At 39.7% G+C, this 23,603-nt stretch carries 25 protein-coding genes; 13 read left to right on the plus strand and 12 right to left on the minus strand.

Translation table 11 applies throughout. The features are described from left to right. Positions 1-72: 72 nt before the first annotated feature. Positions 73-888 carry a 2,3,4,5-tetrahydropyridine-2,6-dicarboxylate N-succinyltransferase gene (locus BLQ18_RS08720; RefSeq protein ID WP_090294419.1) on the minus strand — a complete coding sequence of 272 codons (816 nt, stop codon included), beginning with the start codon at positions 886-888 and terminating at the stop codon, positions 73-75. Positions 889-986: 98 nt separating this feature from the next. Between BLQ18_RS08720 and ruvX the strand changes: the two genes are divergently transcribed. The 3 genes from ruvX to BLQ18_RS08735 are packed head-to-tail and all read left to right on the plus strand — an operon-like array spanning position 987 to position 2,494. After that, complete coding sequence (ruvX, locus tag BLQ18_RS08725) at positions 987-1,397, plus strand: Holliday junction resolvase RuvX (protein ID WP_090294422.1); 411 nt, start codon at positions 987-989, stop codon at positions 1,395-1,397. 3 nt (positions 1,398-1,400) lie between these two features. After that, positions 1,401-1,991 carry a peptide deformylase gene (gene def, locus BLQ18_RS08730; protein ID WP_090294425.1) on the plus strand — a complete coding sequence of 197 codons (591 nt, stop codon included), beginning with the start codon at positions 1,401-1,403 and terminating at the stop codon, positions 1,989-1,991. A gap of 53 nt (positions 1,992-2,044) precedes the next feature. Then, positions 2,045-2,494 (plus strand): DUF5606 family protein, encoded by a 450-nt coding sequence (locus BLQ18_RS08735; protein WP_090294428.1) that lies wholly within the window; start codon positions 2,045-2,047, stop codon positions 2,492-2,494. Positions 2,495-2,503: 9 nt separating this feature from the next. On the opposite strand, the gene BLQ18_RS08740 is transcribed toward BLQ18_RS08735, so the two are convergent. Next, positions 2,504-4,084 carry a beta-N-acetylhexosaminidase gene (locus BLQ18_RS08740; RefSeq protein ID WP_090294431.1) on the minus strand — a complete coding sequence of 527 codons (1,581 nt, stop codon included), beginning with the start codon at positions 4,082-4,084 and terminating at the stop codon, positions 2,504-2,506. 11 nt (positions 4,085-4,095) lie between these two features. After that, positions 4,096-4,740 carry an SGNH/GDSL hydrolase family protein gene (locus BLQ18_RS08745; RefSeq protein ID WP_090294433.1) on the minus strand — a complete coding sequence of 215 codons (645 nt, stop codon included), beginning with the start codon at positions 4,738-4,740 and terminating at the stop codon, positions 4,096-4,098. 152 nt (positions 4,741-4,892) lie between these two features. Between BLQ18_RS08745 and mazG the strand changes: the two genes are divergently transcribed. The 5 genes from mazG to BLQ18_RS08770 all read left to right on the plus strand — a co-directional run bounded on the left by mazG (position 4,893) and on the right by BLQ18_RS08770 (position 9,704). Further along, positions 4,893-5,666 (plus strand): nucleoside triphosphate pyrophosphohydrolase, encoded by a 774-nt coding sequence (gene mazG / locus BLQ18_RS08750; protein ID WP_090294436.1) that lies wholly within the window; start codon positions 4,893-4,895, stop codon positions 5,664-5,666. A gap of 81 nt (positions 5,667-5,747) precedes the next feature. Beyond that, positions 5,748-7,115: an MATE family efflux transporter gene (locus BLQ18_RS08755; RefSeq protein WP_090294438.1), complete on the plus strand. Its 1,368-nt coding sequence runs from the start codon at positions 5,748-5,750 to the stop codon at positions 7,113-7,115. 134 nt (positions 7,116-7,249) lie between these two features. Then, complete coding sequence (locus tag BLQ18_RS08760) at positions 7,250-7,477, plus strand: hypothetical protein (protein ID WP_090294440.1); 228 nt, start codon at positions 7,250-7,252, stop codon at positions 7,475-7,477. Next, complete coding sequence (locus BLQ18_RS08765) at positions 7,477-8,046, plus strand: phosphatase PAP2 family protein (protein ID WP_090294442.1); 570 nt, start codon at positions 7,477-7,479, stop codon at positions 8,044-8,046. Before BLQ18_RS08760 ends, BLQ18_RS08765 begins: the two co-directional genes overlap by 1 nt. Then, complete coding sequence (locus tag BLQ18_RS08770) at positions 8,043-9,704, plus strand: ArnT family glycosyltransferase (protein WP_090294444.1); 1,662 nt, start codon at positions 8,043-8,045, stop codon at positions 9,702-9,704. Before BLQ18_RS08765 ends, BLQ18_RS08770 begins: the two co-directional genes overlap by 4 nt. On the opposite strand, the gene BLQ18_RS08775 is transcribed toward BLQ18_RS08770, so the two are convergent. From BLQ18_RS08775 to meaB, 3 genes are read right to left on the minus strand one after another with little or no spacing between them, the layout of a single operon-like run. Beyond that, positions 9,701-10,573, minus strand: coding sequence for a lysylphosphatidylglycerol synthase transmembrane domain-containing protein (locus BLQ18_RS08775; RefSeq protein WP_090294447.1), 873 nt, complete (start codon positions 10,571-10,573; stop codon positions 9,701-9,703). The two genes, BLQ18_RS08770 and BLQ18_RS08775, sit on opposite strands and share 4 nt — an antisense overlap. Beyond that, entirely contained in the window at positions 10,554-11,516 is a 963-nt protein-coding gene (locus BLQ18_RS08780) for a glycosyltransferase family 2 protein (protein WP_090294449.1), read from the minus strand. Before BLQ18_RS08780 ends, BLQ18_RS08775 begins: the two co-directional genes overlap by 20 nt. A gap of 35 nt (positions 11,517-11,551) precedes the next feature. Continuing rightward, positions 11,552-12,595, minus strand: coding sequence for a methylmalonyl Co-A mutase-associated GTPase MeaB (gene meaB, locus BLQ18_RS08785; protein ID WP_090294451.1), 1,044 nt, complete (start codon positions 12,593-12,595; stop codon positions 11,552-11,554). 210 nt (positions 12,596-12,805) lie between these two features. Between meaB and BLQ18_RS08790 the strand changes: the two genes are divergently transcribed. From BLQ18_RS08790 to BLQ18_RS08805, 4 genes are all read left to right on the plus strand, one after another. After that, positions 12,806-13,231 (plus strand): Ohr family peroxiredoxin, encoded by a 426-nt coding sequence (locus BLQ18_RS08790; RefSeq protein WP_090294454.1) that lies wholly within the window; start codon positions 12,806-12,808, stop codon positions 13,229-13,231. A gap of 151 nt (positions 13,232-13,382) precedes the next feature. Beyond that, on the plus strand, positions 13,383-13,919 hold the full coding sequence (locus BLQ18_RS08795) for an RNA polymerase sigma factor (protein WP_090294457.1): 537 nt from the start codon (positions 13,383-13,385) through the stop codon (positions 13,917-13,919). Continuing rightward, positions 13,909-14,511: a hypothetical protein gene (locus tag BLQ18_RS08800; protein WP_090294460.1), complete on the plus strand. Its 603-nt coding sequence runs from the start codon at positions 13,909-13,911 to the stop codon at positions 14,509-14,511. Before BLQ18_RS08795 ends, BLQ18_RS08800 begins: the two co-directional genes overlap by 11 nt. Further along, positions 14,483-15,925 carry a hypothetical protein gene (locus BLQ18_RS08805; RefSeq protein ID WP_090294463.1) on the plus strand — a complete coding sequence of 481 codons (1,443 nt, stop codon included), beginning with the start codon at positions 14,483-14,485 and terminating at the stop codon, positions 15,923-15,925. The genes BLQ18_RS08800 and BLQ18_RS08805 overlap by 29 nt, the downstream gene beginning before the upstream one ends. Before the next feature lie 82 nt (positions 15,926-16,007). Here the strand turns inward: BLQ18_RS08805 and msrA are convergent, their stop codons facing one another. After that, on the minus strand, positions 16,008-16,700 hold the full coding sequence (gene msrA / locus BLQ18_RS08810) for a peptide-methionine (S)-S-oxide reductase MsrA (RefSeq protein ID WP_090294465.1): 693 nt from the start codon (positions 16,698-16,700) through the stop codon (positions 16,008-16,010). Positions 16,701-17,102: 402 nt separating this feature from the next. Between msrA and BLQ18_RS08815 the strand changes: the two genes are divergently transcribed. Next, positions 17,103-17,339, plus strand: a complete 237-nt coding sequence (locus BLQ18_RS08815) for a hypothetical protein (protein ID WP_090294467.1) — start codon at positions 17,103-17,105, stop codon at positions 17,337-17,339. A 171-nt stretch (positions 17,340-17,510) separates the two neighbouring features. On the opposite strand, the gene BLQ18_RS08820 is transcribed toward BLQ18_RS08815, so the two are convergent. The 5 genes from BLQ18_RS08820 to BLQ18_RS17000 all read right to left on the minus strand — a co-directional run bounded on the left by BLQ18_RS08820 (position 17,511) and on the right by BLQ18_RS17000 (position 23,589). Continuing rightward, the gene (locus BLQ18_RS08820; protein ID WP_090294469.1) at positions 17,511-18,728 is read right to left on the minus strand and encodes a sensor histidine kinase; all 1,218 of its coding nucleotides are present in this window, start codon (positions 18,726-18,728) and stop codon (positions 17,511-17,513) included. 164 nt (positions 18,729-18,892) lie between these two features. Continuing rightward, positions 18,893-22,255 (minus strand): preprotein translocase subunit SecA, encoded by a 3,363-nt coding sequence (gene secA, locus BLQ18_RS08825; protein WP_090294472.1) that lies wholly within the window; start codon positions 22,253-22,255, stop codon positions 18,893-18,895. A gap of 135 nt (positions 22,256-22,390) precedes the next feature. Beyond that, positions 22,391-22,615, minus strand: coding sequence for a DUF2795 domain-containing protein (locus tag BLQ18_RS08830; protein ID WP_013551418.1), 225 nt, complete (start codon positions 22,613-22,615; stop codon positions 22,391-22,393). Positions 22,616-22,740: 125 nt separating this feature from the next. Then, complete coding sequence (locus BLQ18_RS08835; protein ID WP_090294475.1) at positions 22,741-23,298, minus strand: cob(I)yrinic acid a,c-diamide adenosyltransferase; 558 nt, start codon at positions 23,296-23,298, stop codon at positions 22,741-22,743. Between the two features lie 135 nt (positions 23,299-23,433). Then, positions 23,434-23,589: a hypothetical protein gene (locus tag BLQ18_RS17000; protein ID WP_175443741.1), complete on the minus strand. Its 156-nt coding sequence runs from the start codon at positions 23,587-23,589 to the stop codon at positions 23,434-23,436. Positions 23,590-23,603: the final 14 nt, after the last annotated feature.

Genomic DNA, 23,603 nt, shown 5'->3' on the forward strand with positions numbered 1-23,603 from the left:
AGTATAAAATTGAAAAAGGGTTGCTTCCTGATCTACAAAAAGCAACCCAGTATTTCAATTTATCTTTTAATACTATACCGCTACATCATGCTCTCTTAAAGCATTGTTTAACGAAGTCTTTTTATCTGTACTTTCTTTTCTTTTTCCAATGATCAATGCACAAGGCACTTGATACTCCCCAGCAGGGAATTTTTTGGTGTAGCTTCCAGGAATCACTACAGATCTAGCAGGCACTCTTCCTTTCAATTCAATAGGCTCGTCACCAGTAACATCGATAATTTTGGTTGAAGCAGTCAAAACCACATTCGCACCCAAAACAGCCTCTTTTTCAACGCGAACACCTTCCACCACAATACATCTAGAACCGATAAAGGCATTATCTTCAATAATTACAGGAGCAGCTTGCAAAGGTTCCAAAACACCACCGATACCAACACCACCACTTAAGTGGACGTTCTTACCGATTTGAGCACAACTACCCACCGTAGCCCAAGTATCGACCATAGTGCCTTCATCCACATAAGCCCCAATGTTTACATAACTTGGCATTAAAATGGTTCCTTTGGATATATAAGCTCCGTGTCTAGCCACTGCATGAGGTACCACACGAACTCCTTTTTCCTGATAGCCTCTCTTCAATGGAATTTTATCGTGGTATTCAAAAATGCCAGCTTCAAGTACTTCCATTTTTTGGATGGGGAAATAAAGTACAACGGCTTTCTTTACCCATTCATTGATCTGCCATCCATCTTCGGTTGGCTCTGCACAACGCAATTCACCCATATCGATAAGGTCAATTACCTCTCGAATGGCCACTTGGGTCTCTTCTTCTTGCAACAACTCTCTATTGTCCCACGCTTTTTCAATTAGCGCTCTTAAATCTGTCATTTTCTTAAAATTTTTACAAAGATAAGCCCCATGGCAGAATATTAAGAGCATTTTTAAGGGCATAACATTTTTAAGGTTATTTTTGCCAAAAAATTGTCTTGGCTAGAATTTTGGCATTGGATTATGGAAAGGTGAGAACAGGAATCGCGGTTACCGACGAGCTGCAATTGATTGCCTCTGGACTTACCACGGTTGAAACGCCAAAACTTTTGGATTTTTTAAAGGATTACCTCCAAAAAGAATCCGTTGAAAAGTTTGTGGTTGGTTTGCCCAAACAAATGGACAATACCGAATCCGAATCCGAAGTGCTGATCCAAGAATTTTTAAAAAAATTAGTGACCAAGTTCCCAAGTATTCCTGTGGAACGTCAAGATGAACGATTCACCTCTAAAATGGCCGTACAATCTATGTTGGAGAGCGGGTTGAAAAAGAAAAAAAGAAGAGAAAAGGCCTTGGTCGATGAAATAAGTGCCACGCTGATTTTGCAGGCATACTTAAACCGTTTTTGATTTATGATTTTACCCATTGTGGCGTACGGGGATCCCGTTTTACGAAAGGTAGCAAAGGATATTGATTCAGAATACCCAAAATTGGATGAGTTGATCAACAATATGTGGGATACCATGTACAATGCCCATGGCGTTGGATTGGCAGCGCCCCAAGTTGGTTTGCCCATCAGAATGTTTGTAATAGATACTACTCCCTTTGCTGATGATGAAGATTTGACCCAAGAGGAACAAAAGCAATTGGATGGCTTCAAAAAAGTGTTCATCAATGCCAAAATTGAAGAGGAAAATGGCAAGGAATGGGATTTTAGCGAGGGCTGTTTGAGCATTCCAGACATTCGCGAAGATGTAAGTCGTAAGGCTGAAATCGTGATCAGTTATTTAGATGAAGATTTTAAATCCCACAAAGAAACCTATGATGGGTTGTTGGCAAGGGTAATTCAGCATGAGTATGATCATATCGAGGGTATTTTGTTCACAGATAAATTATCATCCTTAAAAAAGCGACTGCTTAAAAGTCGTTTGGAAAAAATTTCCAAGGGAAAAATCAATGCAGACTACAAAATGCGATTTCCCGATATCAAAAAACGACGTTAAAAAAATCGAAGTTCCTTATAAAAACATATTTTTGCGCGCATAAATTATTTTAAATGGCATTAGACAAAATTTTATCTATCGGAGGTAAACCTGGACTTTACAAATTGTTGACCCAAACCCGTGGTGGTTTTGTGGGTGAATCCCTTTTGGATGGCAAACGAGTTACTGTTGGCCTAAGAAGCAATGTAAGTGTACTTTCGGAAATTGCCATTTACACTTTGGAAGAAGAAGTGCCGTTGAAAGAGGTTTTCCAAAAAATCAAGGAAAAGGAAAACGGAAATAAAACTTCTGTGAGCCACAAGGCCGATAAAATTGAGTTGGAAGAATATTTCTTCGAAGTGCTTCCAAATTATGATGAGGATCGAGTGTACGCTAGTGACATCAAAAAAATCATCCAGTGGTACAACATTCTTTTGGACAACAACATCACTGAATTTGTTGAAGTTGAAGCAAAAGAAGAAGAGGCACCAGCTGCTGCCGATGCCTCCGCTGAGGAAGAATAAATCTTATTCCTATTCTTTTTTCCAGTCAATCAATTTACTTGGGTAATAATTGACATTCATTTTTTCTAGATAAGGAACCTGTTTGGCCAATCTTTCTTTGTAGTCGTCCCAGTTGAGTTGTTCTGAGGAAGTCCAGCCCAATTCGGCATAACCAATCGCTCTTGGGAAAGCTAAATATTCCAATTCGGCACTATTACTAATGGTTTCGGACCAAAGTGGTGCTTCAATACCCAGAATATTTTCTTTGGGAAGCCCCTCCACATAAGTTTCGGGATCCCATTGGTAGCCCACATCAACAGGGATGTAGGCAGCCCAGTGCAATCCGTATTCCGAAATGGAATCGTACTGCATATCCAAATAAGCTTTTTTAGCTGGAGAAATAATAATTTTTGAACCATTTTCAGCAGCTTTTAAAGCATGTTCTGGTTCGTTCCAAAGTTGCACAATGGATGAACCGTCAATCTTGGCTTGGGCAATCTCATCCCAACCAATCATGATTTTGCCGTGCTTTTGCACAATTTTCTCCACCTTTTCCACAAAAAGAATGTAATCACTCTTTTTGGTCACATGGCTTTCATCACCTCCAATATGAAAGTAAGGACTGGGCGACATAGAAGCAATTTCACCGATCACATCATCCAAAAAGCTATAAACCGTATCTTTTTGGGCATCAAATGAGCTGTAACCCACTTTCATGTCAGTTCTTACTCTTGGCGTTTCGGCCTGACCTGCTGCATGCAAGAACGGATAGCTTAAAGAAGCAGAGTTGGTGTGTCCTGGCATATCCATTTCAGGAACAATTTGAATGTGTCGCTCCGCAGCGTAGGCAACAATATCTTTGTATTCCTCTTGGGAGTAGAATCCACCTTCGCCACCACCAACTTCACTTTGACCACCGACTTCGGTAAGCTTGGGCCACGATTTGATTTCGATGCGCCATCCTTGATCATCGGTAAGGTGCATGTGAAGCGTGTTGTATTTGTAGTATGCTAAAATGTCGATGTATTTTTTGACTTCATCCACCGTAAAAAAATGACGTGCCACATCAAGCATTGAACTTCTATAGGCCAATTTAGGAGCATCCATAATTTTTCCAGAGGGAATCACCCAAAGAGGCTGGTCTGTCAAGGTATCGTTGCTTTGCTCAGGAATCAATTGTCTTAAAGTTTGAATTCCACGAAAAGCACCAGCGGCCGTTTTGGCGTTCAATAAAATGGAATCCTTTTTAATATAAAGTTGATAGGCTTCTGGGTTATCCAGTTCTTCGCTATCCGATTGGTTGATATAAATCAATCGCTCCAATGTGTTTTCGGTGGTGGAATTCACACCAAGATCCAATCCTGTTTTTCCTTTTATTTTTTCCGAAAGGAACTGTCCTACTTTTTCAAACTCAGGGTCAGTGGTTGAGGTGTAAATCGCAGTACCAGCCCCCAAACCAAAAGCACTATTGGTCGGAATGGTCTTAACGGGTTTCGGAATTAAAGCGACCGCAGAAAGGTCGGTTTTTGGAAAATTGATTTCCTTTTTTTGTTCTTCGCAAGCTGCTATGCAGAGAACTGCAGTAAACAGCAAAATTGATTTTTTGATCACAGTTGTTTAGTTTATTTTACGTAGTCTTTGATTACATCGTACCAGATGTCGTAACCTTTGGCATTCATGTGTAGGCCATCCTCTACAAAAATATCTTGTTTTACTTTCCGTTCGTCCAGCATGGGATACCAAACATCAATAAAATCAACACCATCGGTTTCAACGGCCAATTGTTGTAATTTTCGATTCAAACGACGGTACCTGCCCCTATATTTCCAGCGAGAAATACTTGGTTTTGCCGAAATCAGAACTATTTCCATGTCAGGATTTTTTTCTTGAAGCGTTTTTAAAATACGCTGGGAGGTTTCAAGAATCTTCTTGGGCCGTTTTTTGGCGAAAATATCGTTGTCTCCCTCATAAATAAAAACTTTAGTGGGAGTGTAGTCTAAAATGGTTTCATCCAAATAATGTTCTAAATCTGAAAATTGGGAACCACCAAAACCTGTGTTCAACACCTGTTGATCAGGAAAACGTTCCTGTACATCATTCCAAAAACGAATACTGGAGCTTCCTGTAAAAACTATAGTGGATTTGTTGGCATCCCAAACAGTGTCGTACTTTTTTTGAATAGCCTCGATTTCTTGGGCAAAATTTTCGGGATTCTGCGCATGAATCAAAAAGGGTACAAAAAATAAGGCAATCAAAAAGTACTTCATTGTATTTGTGTTTTCTTAAAAATCGATGTTGAAGATAGTGATATTTTAAGTTTTTAAGGTTGTTGAAAAATAGCTTGGCAATTTTCATAAGTTCATTTTGATGATGGGAATTTCAAGAGCGGGTCTTCGTATTTTTGGTCAAAATCCACAGCATGAACACTAGACCAAAACAGTTAGCTGCATTTGACCGCTTATTGACCATTATGGACGAACTTAGGGCACAATGTCCTTGGGATAAAAAGCAAACCATGCAAACACTTCGTCATTTGACCATTGAGGAAACCTACGAGCTAGGTGATGCCATTTTGGACAATGATTTGGAGGAAGTGAAAAAAGAGTTGGGCGATATTTTGTTGCACATTGTGTTCTACGCCAAAATTGGTTCCGAAACCCAAGATTTTGATATCGCTGATGTGGCCAATGGCATTTGCGAAAAACTCATCAACCGCCATCCACATATTTATGGCGATGTAAAAGTAGAGAATGCTGAAGAGGTGAAACAGAATTGGGAAAACATCAAATTGAAAGAGGGGAAAAAAAGTGTGCTCGAGGGAGTACCCAATGGATTGCCGTCTTTGGTAAAGGCCAACCGAATCCAAGACAAAGTAGCAGGAGTAGGTTTTGATTGGGAGCGACCCGAACAGGTTTTTGAAAAGTTGAAAGAGGAATTGGCAGAGCTTCAAGAAGAGGTGGAGGCCCAAAATGCTGATAAAATGGAATCCGAGTTTGGGGATGTGCTCTTTTCCATGGTCAATTATGCCCGATTTTTAAAAATCAATCCAGAAAACGCTTTGGAACGAACCAACAAAAAGTTTATCAAGCGATTTCAATATTTGGAGCAAAAAGCCAAAGAAGCTGGAAAATCCATGAGCGAGATGACCTTGGCCGAAATGGATGTGTATTGGGAAGAGGCTAAACAACTTTAAATTTATCCGTAAGCTAACATAAAGTTTGGGGACAAATGTTTCCAATCTGGCTATATTTGCCATCCTTTTTAAATACCTGTTGTGTTTCAGAACTATACAAAGGAATTTGCCTATAACTTAAAACTGTCCTATCCCGTTATTTTGGGGATGTTGGGGCACACTTTTGTGGCCTTTGCTGACAATATTATGGTGGGGCAATTGGGTACGGCCGAGTTGGCCGCTGTTTCATTAGGTAACAGTTTTGTCTTTATTGCCATGTCGTTAGGAATCGGTTTTTCTACCGCAATAACGCCTTTGGTAGCCGAAGCAGATGGCGCAAAGGACCAATTAGCAGGTAAAAGTGCATTAAAACACGGGTTGGTACTTTGTACAATTTTAGGATTGTCTCTTTTTGGTCTTATTTTGCTGGCCAAACCGTTAATGCATCATATGCAACAGCCTCCAGAAGTGGTAGAGCTCGCTTTGCCTTATTTGGATTTGGTGGCTTTTTCGTTGGTTCCCTTGATTATATTTCAGGCTTTTAAACAATTTTCTGAGGGGCTTTCTGAGACCAAATACCCCATGTATGCCACCATTTTGGCCAATGTGGTGAACATTACCCTTAACTATTTGCTCATTTTTGGTTCTTTCGGATTCCCAAAAATGGGAATAGTAGGTGCTGCAGTTGGAACTTTGGCTTCAAGGGTAATCATGGTGGCTTATATTTGGTATTTGCTCAAACGAAAAAAGAAGTTTGAGTCCTACGTCACGAATTTCAATTTTAGAAGTATTGAAAAAAAGGTGATGAACAAAATCATCAGTCTTGGGTTTCCATCGGCATTACAAATGTTTTTTGAAGTGGCCATTTTCACCGCAGCCATTTGGTTGAGTGGGGTATTGGGAAAAAATGCCCAAGCGGCCAATCAAATTGCATTGAATTTAAGCAGTATGACCTTTATGGTGGGTATGGGACTAAGTGTTGCAGCAATGGTTCGTGTTGGAAATCAAAAAGGATTACGTAATTACAGGGAGTTGAAGCGCATCGCAGAATCCATCTTTTTCTTGACCTTGATTTTGGAAATTGCCTTTGCCGCTATTTTCTTGATAGGACGGAATTGGTTCCCTACTATATATTTGGATGTTGATGATATTGTCAATCAGGCTGATAACACTGAAGTGATCATTATAGCGGCCAAATTGTTGTTGGTGGCGGCCTTTTTCCAAATTTCAGATGGGTTGCAAGTTGTGGTTTTGGGAGCTTTGCGCGGATTGCAGGATGTGAAAATACCAACTTTCTTCACTTTCATAGCGTATTGGTTGATTGGTTTTCCAATCAGTTATTATTTAGGTTTGCACACGAGTCTGGAAAGCACGGGCATTTGGATTGGATTGTTGTCGGGGCTTACGGCATCAGCGTTATTGTTGTATCTTCGATTCAACTATTTGACCAAGAAATTGATTACACAATAGATTCGTCACCCTGAGCTTGTCTCAGGGTCTCATCATAAAATGAAAATCGTTATGGGATGTTGAAACAAGTTCAACTTGACGTATTAAAAAAACATAAATATTAGACTCCATTATTGGAATCAAAATAAGAACACATGGAACTACCTAAATTTTTACTGGCTGATAACACGGATTTTCCTGATGCCATTTTTATTGTCCATACCGAATATCCAAGATTCATCATCAACCTAGAGAATGATGAAGTGGAGTGGATGGAAGAATTTTCCAAGGAAGACGAAGCGGATTTAATGGATGAAACCGAAAGTTTGGTGGAGGCCGCTACTGCTTTTTACGATCGCGAAGTCTCCAGATACGACCAATAATGCTGGAACAGCTACTGCAAGCCGATAAAGAACTGTTTTTGTTCCTCAATGGATTGGGAACAGAAACTTGGGACGGTTTCTGGATGTTTATGACGACCACCAGAAACTCCGCACCACTTTATCTATTGCTACTTTATTTATCCTACCGCAACTTTGGTTGGAAAGGCACAGGAATAGTTTTAGTTGCCATCGCTTTGTTGATTACATGTACCGACCAATTGTCCAACTTTTTCAAATACGGTATTGGCCGATTGCGTCCATGCCACGACCCAGAAGTAAGCCCCGTAATGCGATTGGTGAAAAGTTATTGTGGAGGGCAGTTTGGGTATTTTTCTGCCCATGCAGCCAACTCGTTTGGGCCAGCTATTTTCTTTACGGTTATGTTCAAGCATAAAGTGAAGTACATTTCTTGGGTATTGTTGCTTTGGGCCTGTATTGTGGCCTATAGTCGCATTTATATTGGAGTGCACTATCCATTGGATGTGGTAACAGGGGCTTTGATAGGTTCACTTTTCGGATGGTTGTTTGCCAAGTTGGCTATATTTGCTTTCCAAAAAACAGGGGTATGATCTCGACCACCAGATACTGGTTTTACATTGCACTGATTGTTCTGGTCTACATTATTGGGATGTTCGCGACTCTGTTTGAAAACGATTCGGCCCAGTTTGCGGTCATGGCCATGCGCATGGTTCAGGAAAATGATTTTCTAAGCCTGTTTAAAGGCCCTGAAGAGTATCTAGACAAACCGCACATGCATTATTGGCTTGCCGCGATTTCCTATAAAATTTTTGGAATCCACGATTGGGCATACCGAATCCCTGGTATTTTGTCCACATTCTTGGGTGCTTATAGTTGTTACGGGCTTGGAAAATTACTTTACAATAAAGATGTAGGTCGATTTGCTTCCTTGATTTTTATGACGGCCCAAACCATGGTTTTGGCCAATATTGATGTCCGCACCGATGCCGTTTTAACAGGATTCACCATTTTTTCTATCTGGCAATTGGCCGCATATATTGAAAACGGCACGCTTAAAAGTATTGCTTTTGGCGCTTTTGGGGCAGGAATGGCATTTTCAACCAAAGGACAGATTGCTTTGGTCGTGATTGGAATCTCGATACTATGTCACTTGACCTATACACGAAAGTGGCAACGATTATTAAATTGGAAGCTGTTGGTTGCTATTTTGGTTTTTGGTTTGACCATCACCCCAATGTTGTATGCTTATTATCATCAATTTGATTTGCATCCTGAAAAAGTGATTCGCGGAAAGGATAATCGCAGTGGAATCTTCTTTATTTTTTGGGAACAGAGTTTTGAGCGCATGAGCGGTGAGGGCGTGGGCAAGAACAGTAGTGACTTTTTCTTTTTCTTTCACACCTTTTTATGGGTGTTCTTGCCTTGGACAGTGCTTGCGCTGATTGGTTATTGGACAAAAATTAAGGCTTTTTGGGAAGCTAAATTTGCGTATCGACCTAATCTTGAGTTTTTAACGGTAGGTGGGATTTCCATCTTGTTTTTGCTCATCAGTTTTGCGCAATTTAAGCTGCCGCACTACATGAACATTTTGATGCCATTGTATGCGATTCTTTCAGCAGCGTTCCTGTATCTTTTGCATCAGCAGGAAAAATTGAAAATGGCCAAAGTGATTTTGGGCATCCAATATTTTATATTGGGATTGGTAGTGGTATTTACCTTGCTGATAAGCTTTTTGGTTTTCAAATTGGAAAACTGGTACAACTATTTGTTCTTGTTCATAGCATTGGCAATGACGGTTTATTTTGTTTGGAAAAAAGAGACCGTTTATGCCAAAATCGTAACCGTTGCCATTTTTAGTGCTGTAGTGTTGAATGGTTATATGAATGCCCAGTTTTATCCAAAATTGCTCGAATATCAAGGGGGTTCTAATATGGCGGAGCAGGTAAAAAAGCATCAAATTCCAGTGGATAACATCTATAAAATCAATGGAGAGATGCATACGTGGGCCTTGGATTTTTATGACCAGAATCCTGTTGACATAATATCCGTTTCCGACTTAAAGAATTTGGATGATGTTTGGGTGTACGTAACCGATGACGAATTGAAACAATTGAATGAAAATGGAATTGATTGGGACGACCAAATTATAGTTGACCAATTTAGAATTACCCGTTTACAGATCAAGTTTTTGAATCCAAATACTCGAGAGGATAAGTTGAACAAAATGCACTTGGTGCATTTGAACTAATCCAAAGACTCCAATTTTGGCTTTTTAAAATGATAAATAACCCCAAAAAGGGACGTTAGGGCAGTTATCAAAAAGAAAGTAAAGCTAATGCCAATGGAGGTGCTTTCATCCAAGCCCAACCATTTTGCTCCGTATAAAAAGGTGACTTCTCTGCTTCCAATACCGCCAATGGTCAATGGAATTACAGAAACAATTGAGGATACCAAGAACACAAAAAGATATTCTACGGTATCAAGTTCAATGGACAATGCTTTCAAAATAAAAATCACGCAGACCAATTGCGCCAATTGCACCAAAGCCGAAAAGCCTATTGATTTCCAAAATATAGGTAAAGTAGTGGTGAAAAAAGTCTTGTTCACGAACCAAAATACCACTACACTCAAGGGAATGGCGACCAGAATCAACCAGTAAAAACTTTGGAAAAATTCATTTTTGGACAACATAGCTAGAATACACGCATAAATAAAAAGCAATAACATTCCACTTAATCGGTCCAAAAGAATACTGGAAACTACCTTTTTGGAACCAGGTTGATATGCCTTTTGAATGACGTAGCCTTTATAGGCATCCCCACCAATTCCTCCTGGCAAGAAGAGGTTGTAGAACATTCCTAGCAGCGATAGCTTTAGGTTGCTCAATTGCGTCAACTTAGCGCCAATTTGATGGAAATACATATTGGTTCTAAAAGCAGATAGGACTTTAGACAATACAAAAAAGACAACTGCCAAGAACAAATAGAAAGGGTCACTCTTTTTTAAGGTCTGAACCACATCTCTCAACTCTATTTTGGTGAAAATAAAGTAGATCAGGACCGCACTAATTATAATTTTTAGGGCGGTGATGCCCTTTTTACGCAGCTTTTCCGTCACCTATGCTGATTTTTTTTATGCGATATGGTCTTTTCTGTTGGGATTCGTAGTAGGTACGAATCAAGAGTTCCATTACAATTCCTATGGTGAACAATTGGATACCGCCAACAATGAACATCATCCCGAAAATGAGCAATGGTCTGCTACCGATATCTTCACCAAATCCAAGTTTTACAATCATCAAATAAAGGTTGATGAAAATCCCGAGGATGACCAATAATACCCCGAAAATTCCGAACAAGTGGATAGGGCGTTGGAAGTATTTTCTAATGAAAAGCAACAACATCATGTCGGCTATTACCTTAAATACACGCTCCAAACCATATTTGGATACCCCTGCATGCCGTGCGTGGTGCTTTACGGGAACTTGTTTGATCTGCGCTCCTTCCAAATGCGCCAAAAGGGTGATAAAACGGTGCATTTCACCATAAAGGTTCAAGCTTTTAGCAATATCCTTGGTGAAAACCTTTAAAGCACAACCATTGTCCTTAATATCCAATTTGGTAACTCTTCGTACCAAAAAGTTGGCAATTTTGGATGGGATTTTTTTGACCAGTGAGTCCTTTCTTTTTTGTCGGATTCCAGTCACCAGATCGTATTCCTCGCTAACTGCATATTCCAGCATTTGAGGAATATCCGAAGGGTCGTTTTGAAGGTCGCCATCCATGGTAATGATGTATTCGCCCTCGGCATAGTCAATTCCAGCGGCCAGGGCTAAACTTTGACCGTAGTTCTTTTTTAACTCAATCAAATGAACTCTTTTGTCGTCCATTTCCTTGACCTTGATGCGGGTTTTATCCGTGGAAAAATCATCCACATAAACAATTTGGTAATTGTACCCTTCAAGGCTTTCGTTGATTTTTTGGGTCAAAAGAACCACGTTATCTTCCTCGTTGTACAAAGGAACCACAATGGATAAAAGGGAATCGGTGACAGTGCTCATTCAGTATAAAATCTGTGCAAATTTATCGCTTTTATTTAAAGTTCCTCGGTAATCTTGTCCAATAGGATTTTTGCGGCATAAAACGGGGAAATTTTATGTTCCTCAATTTCGGTCAACAATCTTGCTTGTTCAGTTTTAAAGGTTTCCTTTTGATGAAAAAACTGCTTAATGTATTCGTCTACGGTATGAACGAACCAATTTTTATTCTGTTGTTGACGGTTGACTTCAAAAAAACCGTTTGATTTGGTATGGTCTACAAATTGTTGTACCATTTCCCAAATTTCTTTTATGCCTGAATTTTCCAAGGCAGAACATTTCTTCACTTTGGGTGTCCAACCATTGGATTTAGGAGGATAAAGGTGTAGCGCTCTTGAAAACTCAGTCACGGCAAGCTTGGCATTTTCCAAATTGTTACCATCCGCTTTGTTGATGGCTATGCCATCGGCCATTTCCATAATGCCCCGTTTGATCCCTTGAAGTTCGTCGCCAGCACCCGATAATTTCAACAAAAGGAAAAAATCGACCATACTGTGGACTGCAATTTCACTTTGACCTACACCAACTGTTTCAACCAAAATCACATTGTAGCCTGCTGCTTCACAAAGGATAATACTTTCGCGTGTTTTTTGTGCCACACCACCCAATGAGTTGCCAGAAGGGGAGGGGCGAATAAAGGCATTTGGGTCTTTCGCTAGTGTTTCCATTCGGGTTTTATCCCCTAAAATGCTGCCTTTACTCAATGAACTTGTTGGGTCAACCGCCAAAACGGCGACTTTGTTGCCTTTTTCCGTTAAGGTTTTGCCCAATGTTTCAATAAAAGAACTTTTGCCAACCCCTGGAACTCCAGTAATTCCCAAACGAATGCTGTTCGATGGCTGAGCCAAGCATTTTTCAATTACAGCATTGGCTTTTTCAAAATGGGCAGGATTGGTGCTTTCCAAAAGCGTGATTGCCTTGGCCAACATGGCTTTGTTGCCTTCAAAAATACCTTGGGCCAAATCATCCGCAGAAAGTTGCTGTTTTCTGATAGCCTTTATTTTGGAAATCGTGTCCGAGGGTATTTTGCTTTTGTTTGCCAAGAGTGCTTTGGATAGGATTTATGACGAAGTTATAAAGTTTTTGTGGGTAAACATAGTCTGGTTCCTGTGAGATTCTAACAATTTTAAAACCATTTCACATAAATTTAATAGCTGTTTAAGCGGACATCCGAGTACAAATTGGTACCTTTTCATTCCACAATCAGTTGCCGACAGGGCACTGGTTTATACGAACCTATAAACATTTAAAAGATGAAGACTATTTTTGAGGCAAAGGCCACGAATACAGGCGGTAGGTCTGGTCATGTTGAAAGTGAGGACGGATTGTTGGATTTTCCAATTAGTATGCCCACTTTAAAAGGAAAGACCGATCCTAAATCCACCAACCCAGAAGAACTTTTTGCTGCGGCATATTCCAGCTGCTACGGAGCAGGATTGCAAGCCGTTGCCAAGCAACATGGGATTGATGATTTGGGAGATTTTAGTGTTACTGCCACCATATCTCTAAATTCTGAGGAAGAAGGCTTTTTCTTGGAGGCCATTTTGGATGCTTATTTGCCTACAGTGGATAAAGAAATGGGAGAAACTTTAATGAAGGATGCCCATGAGATTTGTCCTTATAGCAAAGCAACAAGAGATAATATTACTGTTCATTTAAATTTATTATTGGACGAGTAAATAGTATAACTCATTGAAAAAGAATCCCGTTGGTGAAAATCAGCGGGATTTTTTTGTTAAAATTCATCAAAAAACAAACTAATTTGCAACGTTGCATTTTTTGCATCGTCATTAAGTTGAACAACTAATAAAACCGAACATAGAACCAAGTGTGCTCCATATTGAGCTTGTAGAAAAGTGCAAGGTGAACGACCGCCAGGCACAGATGAAACTCTATCGTCAGTATTGCGATGGTATGTTTTGTGTGGCCATGCGTTTTCTAAAAAATGCGGATGATGCGGAGGATGTGGTTCAAGAATCCTTTATAAAAGCGTTTCAACGGATAGCACAATTTAAAGGTGAGGTGACGTTCGGGGCTTGGTTAAAACGAATTGTGGTCAATGGGAGCATTGATTTCTTGAAATCGAAACACCAGCAAACGGTGGAATTGAACGAAAGTTACATGCATGTGGCAGAAACGGATGATTGGTCGGTGGAAGAGGGCATTTCGATTGAGCAGGTGAAGGAAGCGATAGAGGAGTTGCCACAAAAATATAAATATGTAGTACAGTTGTTCTTGGTGGAGGGATATGATCATAGTGAGATATCCCAAATCATGGGAATTACGGAGACGACATCGAGAACCCGATTGCTTAGAGGAAAAGCACAGTTGAAAGAAAAACTAAAAGATTTGGCTTATGGCACGTGATCTTAGAGAAATATTTGAAAAGGAACGAGAGGAGAAAAAGTATCGCATGAAAGAAGGACATGCTGATCGATTTTTGTCCAAATTGGATGAGGAATTGCCCAACGATCCACCCAAACGCAAAGTAATTTCGCTTTGGATGCAAATTGCGGCTACGGTGGTGGTGATCATTGGACTCTCTTTCTTTTACTTCAATTCGAATTCAGGTGTGGTTGATACCGATGAAAATGTGACGGTTGTTGATAGCAATAATCAAGCTACGGATGTGCAAACCATTTCTTTGGGTGATTTATCCCCCGATCTAAGAAAAATCGAAGCGTATTACACTACGAACATCAATCTGCAACTGTCCGATTTGGCAGCGGATCCAGAAAACAAGGAGCTGGTTGATGGGTATATGGACCGCTTGGCAGAATTAAATAAGGAATATCAGCGATTGAACCAAGAGTTGAACGAATTGGGCCCCAATGATCAAACCATCAATGCCTTGATCATGAACCTGCAGCTAAGGTTGCAATTGTTGGAAAAATTAAAATCAAAGTTGAATCAATTAAATACATCAAAAAATGAACAGGAATCATCAGAAATTGTTTAGCGGTTTACTCCTTGTGCTGGTAGGATATGTCTGCCATGCACAGGAGAAATCCAAAACATTCAAGGAAACGTACAACGTCAACAACGATACGGAGTTGAGCATCAACACCAGTTATGCCGACATCGAGTTTGAAACGTGGACGAAGGATCAAGTCGAAATCACAGCTGTAATCGAGCTGGAAGGCGTAGACGATGAAGAGGCTAAATCTTATTTTGATAAGGATTTGGTAAAAATCATGGGAAATAGCAGGGAAATTGAAGTGAGTACAGAAGGTTCAGGTCCTTTTACCTACGGTTATAGTAGCTACACGGTGGATGTGCCTGAAATTCCTTCAGTAGCAGAGATCATTGCCAATGTGGATATTCCAGAAATCGTAATTCCAGAAATAGCGGTAATTCCATTTATGCCAAATATGCCACCGATGCCACCCATGCCTCCTATTGATTTTGATTACGATGCCTATAAAAAGGATGGTGACAAATACATGAAAAAATGGCAAGAGGAATTTTCAAAAACGTTTGACAAAGAATATAAAAAGCGTTTTGAGGAATGGGGCAAGGAAATGGAAGAAATGGCTGCAGAACGTGAGGAACAACGCGAGCAGATGAAAGAAGAAAGAGAAAAGCTTAGGGAAGAGCGTGAAAAGGTACGTGAAGAAATGCACGAGCGTTTGCGAGAGCAAAGAGAGGAAGTGCGTGCCCAGCAGGCAGAGATCAGACAAATGCAAAGGGAAGCTGCGCGTACTATTCAAGGCAGTTCCAATGTGTATTACTTTTCTTCTGATGGAAAGCATAAGGAATACAAAGTCAAAAAACGAATCATCATCAAAATGCCGAAGTACATCAAAGTCAATATGAACGTGAAGCATGGAGAAGTAAAATTGGCCGAAAATGCCAGGAACATTAATGCAAGCTTGTCTTACGCAAGCTTGCTTGCTTCTACCATCGATGGTAAGAACACCGATATTAGGGCTTCTTACTCTCCCGTGATTGTACAACAATGGAATTACGGCAACTTAAGTACCGATTATTCCGATGATGTAAACTTGAAAACGGTAAAGGACCTAAACTTGAAAAGTGTGTCGTCCAATGTGGTAATTGGTGAGGTGGCCAGCAAGGCCTTGGTGAGAAGTAGTTTTGGTTCAGTTAATATCAATTCGGTGGCAACTGGTTTTACCAACCTTGATATTTCTATGGAAAATGGGGAATTGGATTGTAAGTTGCCCAAAACACCTTTTGTGATTTCAGTGGATGAAAGCAGTGCAGGTTCTGTTTTGCACTATCCAAAAAGCTTAAAATTGGTTTCTAGTAAGAGCATTTCTAGCAAAACCCACAAAGGGTATAACATCAGTAAAAATGATGGTAAGGCAATTACCATTAAATCAAAGTTTAGTGAAGTGGTTCTTAAGCAATAACTTCACAAAGTAATTAGTCCCAAGAACCACTTCTTATCTTTTATTGACTTTCCAACCTTCCCAAAGTCAAAACCTACATTTCCTAATGCACTTCTTCTTTTAGGAACGATTTAAAATTCTTTTTGAAACGATTCAACCTAGGAATCGAAACATTTCTCACATAACTGTTGTTCGGATTCCTCCTTTCGTAGTCTTGATGATATTCCTCAGCTTTCCAGAATTTGTCAAATTGGGTCACTTCGGTAACTATTGGGCTAGGGTATATGTTTTCAGTCTCCAACTTATCGATATAGCTTTCGATAATCTTTTTTTCTTCATCATTCTTATAAAAGGCAATGGAACGGTATTGGGCACCACGATCTGGACCTTGTCGGTTTAACGTAGTGGGGTCGTGCGAACCAAAAAATACCTGAACCAATTGGGTAAATGAAATTACCTCGGGATCGTAAAAGACTTCTACCGCTTCTGCATGATGGGTTCTACCATAAGAAACCTCTTCGTAGGTCGGGTTGGGCTCCGTACCTCCAGAATAACCCGAATACACTTCTTTCACCCCCCTTACACTTTCAAAAATGGCTTCTACACACCAAAAGCATCCACTGGCAAAATAAGCGGTTTCATACTGTTGTAATTCTTCTGATGTCAATTTTGGAGTTTCAACAACCTCGGAGGAAGTTTCCTGTGCAGTTTCTTTTGTTTCAGATTTTACTTTCGATTGGCAACTGGTTGATGCAAAAAGCAGAAAAATTGCCAATGGGAATTTTATAAACTTCATGATGTTTTTATGCTTAGTTGCATGAAGATACCAAGTATTACAGGAATGGTCGTTAAAATTTGTTAATCGATGCTTCAAATTGTGCAATTTGAGAGAAAGAGGGTCAAACAGCAACTGAATCAAAATTCCTACAATTCTTACAATTTGTAATTGATATTATAATCTTTTTCCTACAAATATATATTTGATAATCAAATACTTACAAAGCCCTACAAATTTTATGATCGATGAAATGCACATGCTTTCGGTAAGGTGAAAATAACTTAAAAAACGTTCGTCGACGATAAAATGCACTTCAGCCAAGAAAAGTTTTTATAACGAAAAAAAGGGGTCGTTAAGCGACCTAAATCTTCCCTCGGGTGCCTTCGAAAGTAATTTTACTTCGTAATAAAAACCCAAATTATGAAAGCAATTTTAACCATCATCGCAGTAACTTTTTTCGGAACCATGGCAATGGCTCAAGACTTGAACAAAGAAGTTAAAGTGGAAACTATCTCTGAAGGAGTTGAGTTGAACATCGATATGCAACAAAACGATATTAAGGATAGAAAGATGGTAAGATTGTACAAGTTCAAAAACTCAAGGGTTAAAAAAGAACTTTCCTTTACTACTAAGAGAAACAAGGCAAAATTAGCGTAATGATGATTTTAGAGATTATGATACCGTTTACGTTGTTTTTAAGTGTGGCATTTGTATTGGCCACTGCAGTATTCTCTTTGAGGGAAAGAAAATTTACAGAAAATTAAGTTGTTTCGGGATATTTGGTTACAAAAAGGTCAGCATTAGCTGGCCTTTTCCTTTTTGAAAGGTTTAAGAATCCACAGAATTGAACTCCTCGATCACTTCTTCGAATTCAATGCGGTAGTAAGTGCCCTTTTTATCGTAATCCCTGCTTATGGTACCTCTAAGTTGGCGTGCAAGGTTATAAATAAGCTTTAATCCCAAAGAGTTGGTGGTTTTTGGATTGATGTCTTCTGAATAGCCAATTCCATTGTCGCCCAAACAAAGTTCGTATCGGTTATCGCCAATTTTGTGAACTGCCACATGGATTTCACCTTTGGAATCCACAATACCGTATTTAAGGGCATTGGTAATGGTCTCGTTAATGATCAGTCCTAAAGGAATTACGGTATCGATACTTAGCTTATGTTCATCAATATCCAAATGCATTTTAATTTGACTGTCACTACCTTTTACAGAGCGGACCAAATAGTCACAAAGTTCTTGAACGTATGGCTTAAGCTCTATTTTAGAAAGATAATCGTCACGCTTGTATAGCATTTCGTGTACCATTGCCATGGAAACCACACGGTTTTGACTGCTTTTAATAATGTTTGCAATCTTTTCATCGGCAATGGCCCTAGATTGTAGGCTCAATAAACTGGACACGGTCTGTAGGTTGTTCTTCACCCTATGGTGTACTTCTTTAAGTAGCGTTTCCTTCTCATTGATGCGCTCTTGGATTTCATTTCGCGACTTGTACAATTTATGGTGTGCCCGAAGTAAGTTCCTTCCAAAAACACCGCCTAAAAGGTAAACAGCGAAAACAGCACTCAAATAAGCGAACCAATCACGGGATTCTACGGGTACTGAATTTTCGGTGATGCTGAATTCACCTGTATCATAAATAAACAATAAGGTAAGTACAGCTAAGTTGATTATGAGGTATAATTGTCCAAAAACCTTTGTGGTCACATATCCTGCGAAGACAATAATGGCCAGAACGAATATGAAAGGACTCTCAATGCCACCACTAAAAATAGTAATGATGATGGCTCCATTCATGGACAGAATGGAAGTTAAATTATAAGTGAGAATAAGATTTTGATGCTTTGAGTAAAGTAAGGTGTTCAAAAGGTTTACAAAAGCATAGGCCAAAAACGTATATGGAATAACACCCTCTATTTTTAGAAAGAAAAAGCATATCAATCCAAATATAGCAGCAAAAATGGATGAACTGTAGTTAACCTTGAGTATCAAATCAATTTTGTCTTGTATACGATATTTATCCTCAACAGGAATTTTCATATGCTGCACATGAATATTGCTCTTACTTCCAAAAAGGTTGAAAAGTGCGGAGTAAAAGTTAGCGTTATGGGGCGTAATTAAGGCGTAAATCTACCTAAGTTTTTGGTATAAAAAAAGTGGCAGCTATAAATAACTGCCACTTTTAAGAGGTATTTTTAGTGGAATTAGTCTTCGACCAATACCCACTCACCTTTATCTATTAAGGGTTCCGCTTGTTTGTACTTTACGGTCTTGCTTTCGCCAGACATTACATTTTTAATGGTAACCCTGTCATTTCTACCAATTTTCGGTTTTTCCCTGGTAATGGTCTCGGTAACCGAAGGTCTTTGCCCTTGCGTTTGTCCTGCAGCTCTGTTCTGAGCAGCCAACTCATCACTGTTTGGAATTTCCTCTTTAGAGGTCTGCAAATTCTCTTTGGGTCTGCGAACGTTACGAGCTTCTTGGATTTGAGCGGTGTTCTCAGTAGGTAATTCTCCTTTGAAAAGGAAAGAAATTACTTCTTTGTTCACCTTGTCGATCATTTCCTTGAATAGCTCAAAGGCCTCAAACTTATAAATAAGCAATGGATCCTTTTGCTCGTGCACGGCCAACTGAACGGATTGTTTCAATTCATCCATTTTGCGCAAGTGCGTTTTCCAAGCATCATCGATAATGGCAAGAGTGATATTCTTTTCAAAATCGGTAATCAATTGCTTACCGTTTGAATTATAGGCTTTTTCAAGGTTGGTAACCACATTCAACGATTTGATGCCATCTGTAAATGGAACCACAATACGTTCAAACTTGTTGGTCTCGTCCTCGTAAACTTTTTTGATTACTTGGAAAGCAACAGTAGCGCTGCGTTCCATTTTATCTTGATAGTAATCGTAAGAAGCCTTATAAATGGTGTTCGCAATTTCTTGGAAGCCCATTTTTTTGAATTCTTCTTCACTTATCGGTGAGGTAATGGAGAAGTATTTGATCAATTCGAACTCAAAGTTCTTGAAATCATCTGCCATTTTGTTGGTCTCTGCAACAGCCTCACAGGTGTCGTAGATCATATTGGCGATGTCCACTTTTAAACGTTCTCCTTCCAAAGCGTGACGTCTTCTTTTGTAGACCACTTCACGCTGCGCGTTCATTACATCATCATATTCCAACAAACGCTTACGGATTCCGAAGTTGTTTTCTTCGACTTTTTTTTGTGCACGTTCAATGGATTTGGTCATCATGGAGTGTTGAATAACTTCTCCTTCTTCCAAGCCCATGCGGTCCATCATCTTGGCCACTCGGTCAGAACCGAATAAACGCATTAGGTTATCTTCCAAAGACACATAGAATTGTGAGCTACCTGGGTCACCTTGACGTCCAGAACGACCTCTCAACTGTCTATCAACTCGTCGAGAATCGTGACGCTCTGTACCAATAATGGCCAAACCTCCAGCTTCTTTTACGGTTGGGGTCAATTTAATATCGGTACCCCTACCTGCCATGTTGGTGGCAATGGTTACAACGCCTGCATCACCTGCCTCAGCCACAATATCGGCCTCTTTTTTGTGAAGTTTCGCGTTCAAAACGTTGTGTGGTATTTTACGAACACTCAATAATTTTGAAAGTAATTCCGAAATCTCAACCGAAGTAGTACCAATCAAAACTGGTCTGCCTGCGTTGGATAATTTTGTTACTTCCTCGATAATGGCGTTGTATTTTTCTCGCTTGGTCTTGTAGATCAAATCGTGACGGTCATCACGGGCAATTGGTCTGTTGGTTGGAATTTCCATTACATCCAACTCGTAGATTTCCCAGAATTCACCAGCTTCGGTAACGGCAGTACCCGTCATCCCAGCTAGCTTGTTGTACATTCTAAAGTAATTCTGAAGCGTAACGGTGGCGAAAGTTTGGGTCATGGCCTCAATCTTCACATTTTCCTTGGCTTCGATAGCTTGATGCAATCCATCGGAATATCGTCTACCATCCATGATACGACCAGTCTGTTCGTCGACAATCATTACTTTGTTGTCAATCACCACATACTCCACGTCTTTTTCGAATAGGGTATAGGCTTTCAACAATTGCGTCATGGTATGGATTCGCTCACTTTTTACAGCGAAATCCTTGAAAAGTTCTTCTTTGAGCTCAGCTTCTTGTTCTATTTCAAGATTTTGATTCTCAATCTTTGCAATTTCGCTACCAATATCTGGCATCACAAAGAAATCTTTATTCTGCTCGCCAGAAATATAATTGACCCCTTTATCGGTCAACTCAATCTGGTTGTTTTTTTCATCGATGACAAATAAAAGGTCTTCATCGATCTTTGGCATTTCACGGTTGTTGTCTTGCATGTAGAAGTTCTCAGTCTTCTGCAACAATTGTTTTACACCTTCTTCACTCAAAAATTTGATAAGTGCCTTGTTTTTTGGAAGTCCACGGTGCACACGTAGTAATAAGAATCCACCTTCTTTGGTGTCACCTTCCTTGATCAATCTTTTTGCCTCGGCCAAAACTCCTGTCAAATGTTGACGTTGTTGTTGAACAATTTCGGAAACTTTAGGTTTTAGCTCATTAAATTCGTGACGGTCTCCTTCAGGTACAGGGCCAGAAATAATCAAAGGGGTACGGGCATCATCGATCAATACAGAATCCACCTCATCCACGATAGCGTAGTGGTGCGGACGTTGTACCAAATCATCAGGCGTATGCGCCATGTTGTCCCTTAGGTAATCAAAACCAAATTCGTTGTTGGTTCCGTAGGTGATGTCAGCATTATAGGCAGCACGTCTACCATCGGAATTTGGGCGGTGTTTGTCAATACAGTCAACGGAAAGGCCATGGAACTCAAATAGAGGAGCCATCCATGCGCTATCCCTTTTTGCCAAATAGTCGTTCACGGTTACCAAGTGAGCACCTTTCCCCGCCAATGCATTGAGGTAGAGTGGGAGGGTGGCCACCAAGGTTTTACCTTCCCCAGTTTGCATCTCGGCAATTTTACCTTGATGTAATGCAATACCACCGATCAACTGCACATCGTAGTGGATCATGTCCCAGGTTACTTCTTTTCCAGCGGCATCCCATGAGTTTTTCCAGACGGCGCTGTCACCTTCCAAAGTCACATAGTCTTTGTCACCCGAAAGTTTACGGTCAAATTCGGATGCGGTTACCGAGATGGTTTCGTTATTGGCAAACCTTTTGGCAGTTTCTTTAACCACGGCAAAGGCTTCGGGAAGAATTTCTTCCAGTACTTTTTCCGAAATTTTATACGCCTCTTCATTGAGTTTATCTATTTCGGAGTAGATTTCTTCGTTACGATCAATGTCGTTCGAATTTTCCACTTCTTCCTCAAGTGTGGCGATTTTGTCGTTTATATCTTTGCAGTTTTCAGCAATTTGGGCCTTAAAATCAGCTGTCTTCTGTCTAAGTTCGTCGTGGGAAAGTCCTTCCAGTTGTTGTTCAAAGGACCGTATTTGTTTTACTAAGGGTTGCAAGGATTTTACATCTTTCTCCGATTTATCTCCTACAAAAACCTTTAGTACGGAATTTATTAAACTCATGAATAAATTTTTCGTTAGAATGGCAAAAGCTGTTCCAATGATAAGATTTCAATGAAATTCTTTTGCTAGGCTGTCAAAATTACATAAAAAAAAGCCTCAAATGAGACTTTTTAACTTCGTTTGTGAATTCAGATTTTAATATTCGTCCTCGTTCCAGAGGTAATCTTCCTCTGTTGGATAATCGGGCCAGATTTCCTCAATGGACTCATATATCTCCCCGCCTTCTTCTTCCATTGATTGTAGGTTTTCCACAACTTCCAACGGTGCTCCAGTACGGATTGCGTAATCTATCAGTTCGTCTTTGGTGGCTGGCCAAGGCGCATCACTTAAATATGAGGCTAGTTCTAAAGTCCAGTACATAGTAACGGTTTGATTTTAAATTTTTTGCAAAAATAATTTTTAAACCCAATTAGTCAAGTAAAAACAGCATTATTTAAAAATTATTTTGTTGTTCTCAAAACAATTGGGCTAAAAAAGCGATTTTATCAGTCCAACTTCTCGGGAACCCACTTAATTTCTTGGGCTTTTAGGTCTTTGGACAATTTACGTGCCAAGACAAACAAATAATCGGAAAGTCTGTTGACATAGGAAAGAACGGAATCGGGAACGGGCTCATTTTCGTGTAAATAGGTGATCATACGCTCCGCGCGTCGACAAACAGTTCTGGCCACATGACAGTATGACACAGTGGTATGACCTCCAGGAAGTATAAAATGCGTCATTTCGGGTAAATCCTCGTTCATTGTATCCATTTCCTTTTCCAAAAGTTCAATATCCTCCTGACTGATTCTTGGAATTTTTAATCGGGAATCCTTTTCAGGTTCTGTTGCCAAAATGGAACCCACTGTGAACAGTTTCGTTTGGATGAGGGATAACATTTCTTTGGAATGGGCGTCAATTTCCTGATCGCGCAATAACCCTAAATGGGAATTAAGTTCGTCAATGGTGCCGTAACTTTCTATTCGGATATGATGCTTTGGGACTCTTCGACCTGTAAATAGCGAAGTGGTTCCTTTATCTCCTGTCTTGGTGTATATCTTCATTTTTTTCAATAATCAATGTGCAATAAACAATAAACAATAAACAATAATCAATGAACAGTTGTATGGATGACTTAAATGTATTTTTGCTAATTGCTAATTGCTAATTGCTAATTGCTAATTGCTAATTGCTAATTGCTAATTGTTTCTATCATGTTGCCGTTTGCCATCCATAAACTTTCTGGATTTTCGGCTTTTGGTCGCTTTTTTATTTCGAAACAAAATAATGAGGTAAATAAGCCCCAAAACTCCAAGAACATACCAAATTGTATTGTCTGATGCTACATTTTCCATAACCTAAAATTACC

It is taken from the genome of Flagellimonas zhangzhouensis (assembly GCF_900102925.1).
In the GTDB taxonomy this organism is placed as follows: domain Bacteria; phylum Bacteroidota; class Bacteroidia; order Flavobacteriales; family Flavobacteriaceae; genus Flagellimonas; species Flagellimonas zhangzhouensis.

Excerpts from the sequence above, each read along its gene's own strand:
- BLQ18_RS08720 (WP_090294419.1), bottom strand. The coding sequence starts at position 888 with ATGACAGATTTAAGAGCGCTAATTGAAAAAGCGTGGGACAATAGAGAG.
- def (WP_090294425.1), top strand. The coding sequence starts at position 1,401 with ATGATTTTACCCATTGTGGCGTACGGGGATCCCGTTTTACGAAAGGTA.
- BLQ18_RS08735 (WP_090294428.1), top strand. The coding sequence starts at position 2,045 with ATGGCATTAGACAAAATTTTATCTATCGGAGGTAAACCTGGACTTTAC.
- BLQ18_RS08745 (WP_090294433.1), bottom strand. The coding sequence starts at position 4,740 with ATGAAGTACTTTTTGATTGCCTTATTTTTTGTACCCTTTTTGATTCAT.
- mazG (WP_090294436.1), top strand. The coding sequence starts at position 4,893 with ATGAACACTAGACCAAAACAGTTAGCTGCATTTGACCGCTTATTGACC.
- BLQ18_RS08760 (WP_090294440.1), top strand. The coding sequence starts at position 7,250 with ATGGAACTACCTAAATTTTTACTGGCTGATAACACGGATTTTCCTGAT.
- BLQ18_RS08765 (WP_090294442.1), top strand. The coding sequence starts at position 7,477 with ATGCTGGAACAGCTACTGCAAGCCGATAAAGAACTGTTTTTGTTCCTC.
- BLQ18_RS08770 (WP_090294444.1), top strand. The coding sequence starts at position 8,043 with ATGATCTCGACCACCAGATACTGGTTTTACATTGCACTGATTGTTCTG.
- BLQ18_RS08780 (WP_090294449.1), bottom strand. The coding sequence starts at position 11,516 with ATGAGCACTGTCACCGATTCCCTTTTATCCATTGTGGTTCCTTTGTAC.
- BLQ18_RS08790 (WP_090294454.1), top strand. The coding sequence starts at position 12,806 with ATGAAGACTATTTTTGAGGCAAAGGCCACGAATACAGGCGGTAGGTCT.
- BLQ18_RS08800 (WP_090294460.1), top strand. The coding sequence starts at position 13,909 with ATGGCACGTGATCTTAGAGAAATATTTGAAAAGGAACGAGAGGAGAAA.
- BLQ18_RS08805 (WP_090294463.1), top strand. The coding sequence starts at position 14,483 with ATGAACAGGAATCATCAGAAATTGTTTAGCGGTTTACTCCTTGTGCTG.
- msrA (WP_090294465.1), bottom strand. The coding sequence starts at position 16,700 with ATGAAGTTTATAAAATTCCCATTGGCAATTTTTCTGCTTTTTGCATCA.
- BLQ18_RS08815 (WP_090294467.1), top strand. The coding sequence starts at position 17,103 with ATGAAAGCAATTTTAACCATCATCGCAGTAACTTTTTTCGGAACCATG.
- BLQ18_RS08820 (WP_090294469.1), bottom strand. The coding sequence starts at position 18,728 with ATGAAAATTCCTGTTGAGGATAAATATCGTATACAAGACAAAATTGAT.
- secA (WP_090294472.1), bottom strand. The coding sequence starts at position 22,255 with ATGAGTTTAATAAATTCCGTACTAAAGGTTTTTGTAGGAGATAAATCG.
- BLQ18_RS08830 (WP_013551418.1), bottom strand. The coding sequence starts at position 22,615 with ATGTACTGGACTTTAGAACTAGCCTCATATTTAAGTGATGCGCCTTGG.
- BLQ18_RS08835 (WP_090294475.1), bottom strand. The coding sequence starts at position 23,298 with ATGAAGATATACACCAAGACAGGAGATAAAGGAACCACTTCGCTATTT.
- BLQ18_RS17000 (WP_175443741.1), bottom strand. The coding sequence starts at position 23,589 with ATGGAAAATGTAGCATCAGACAATACAATTTGGTATGTTCTTGGAGTT.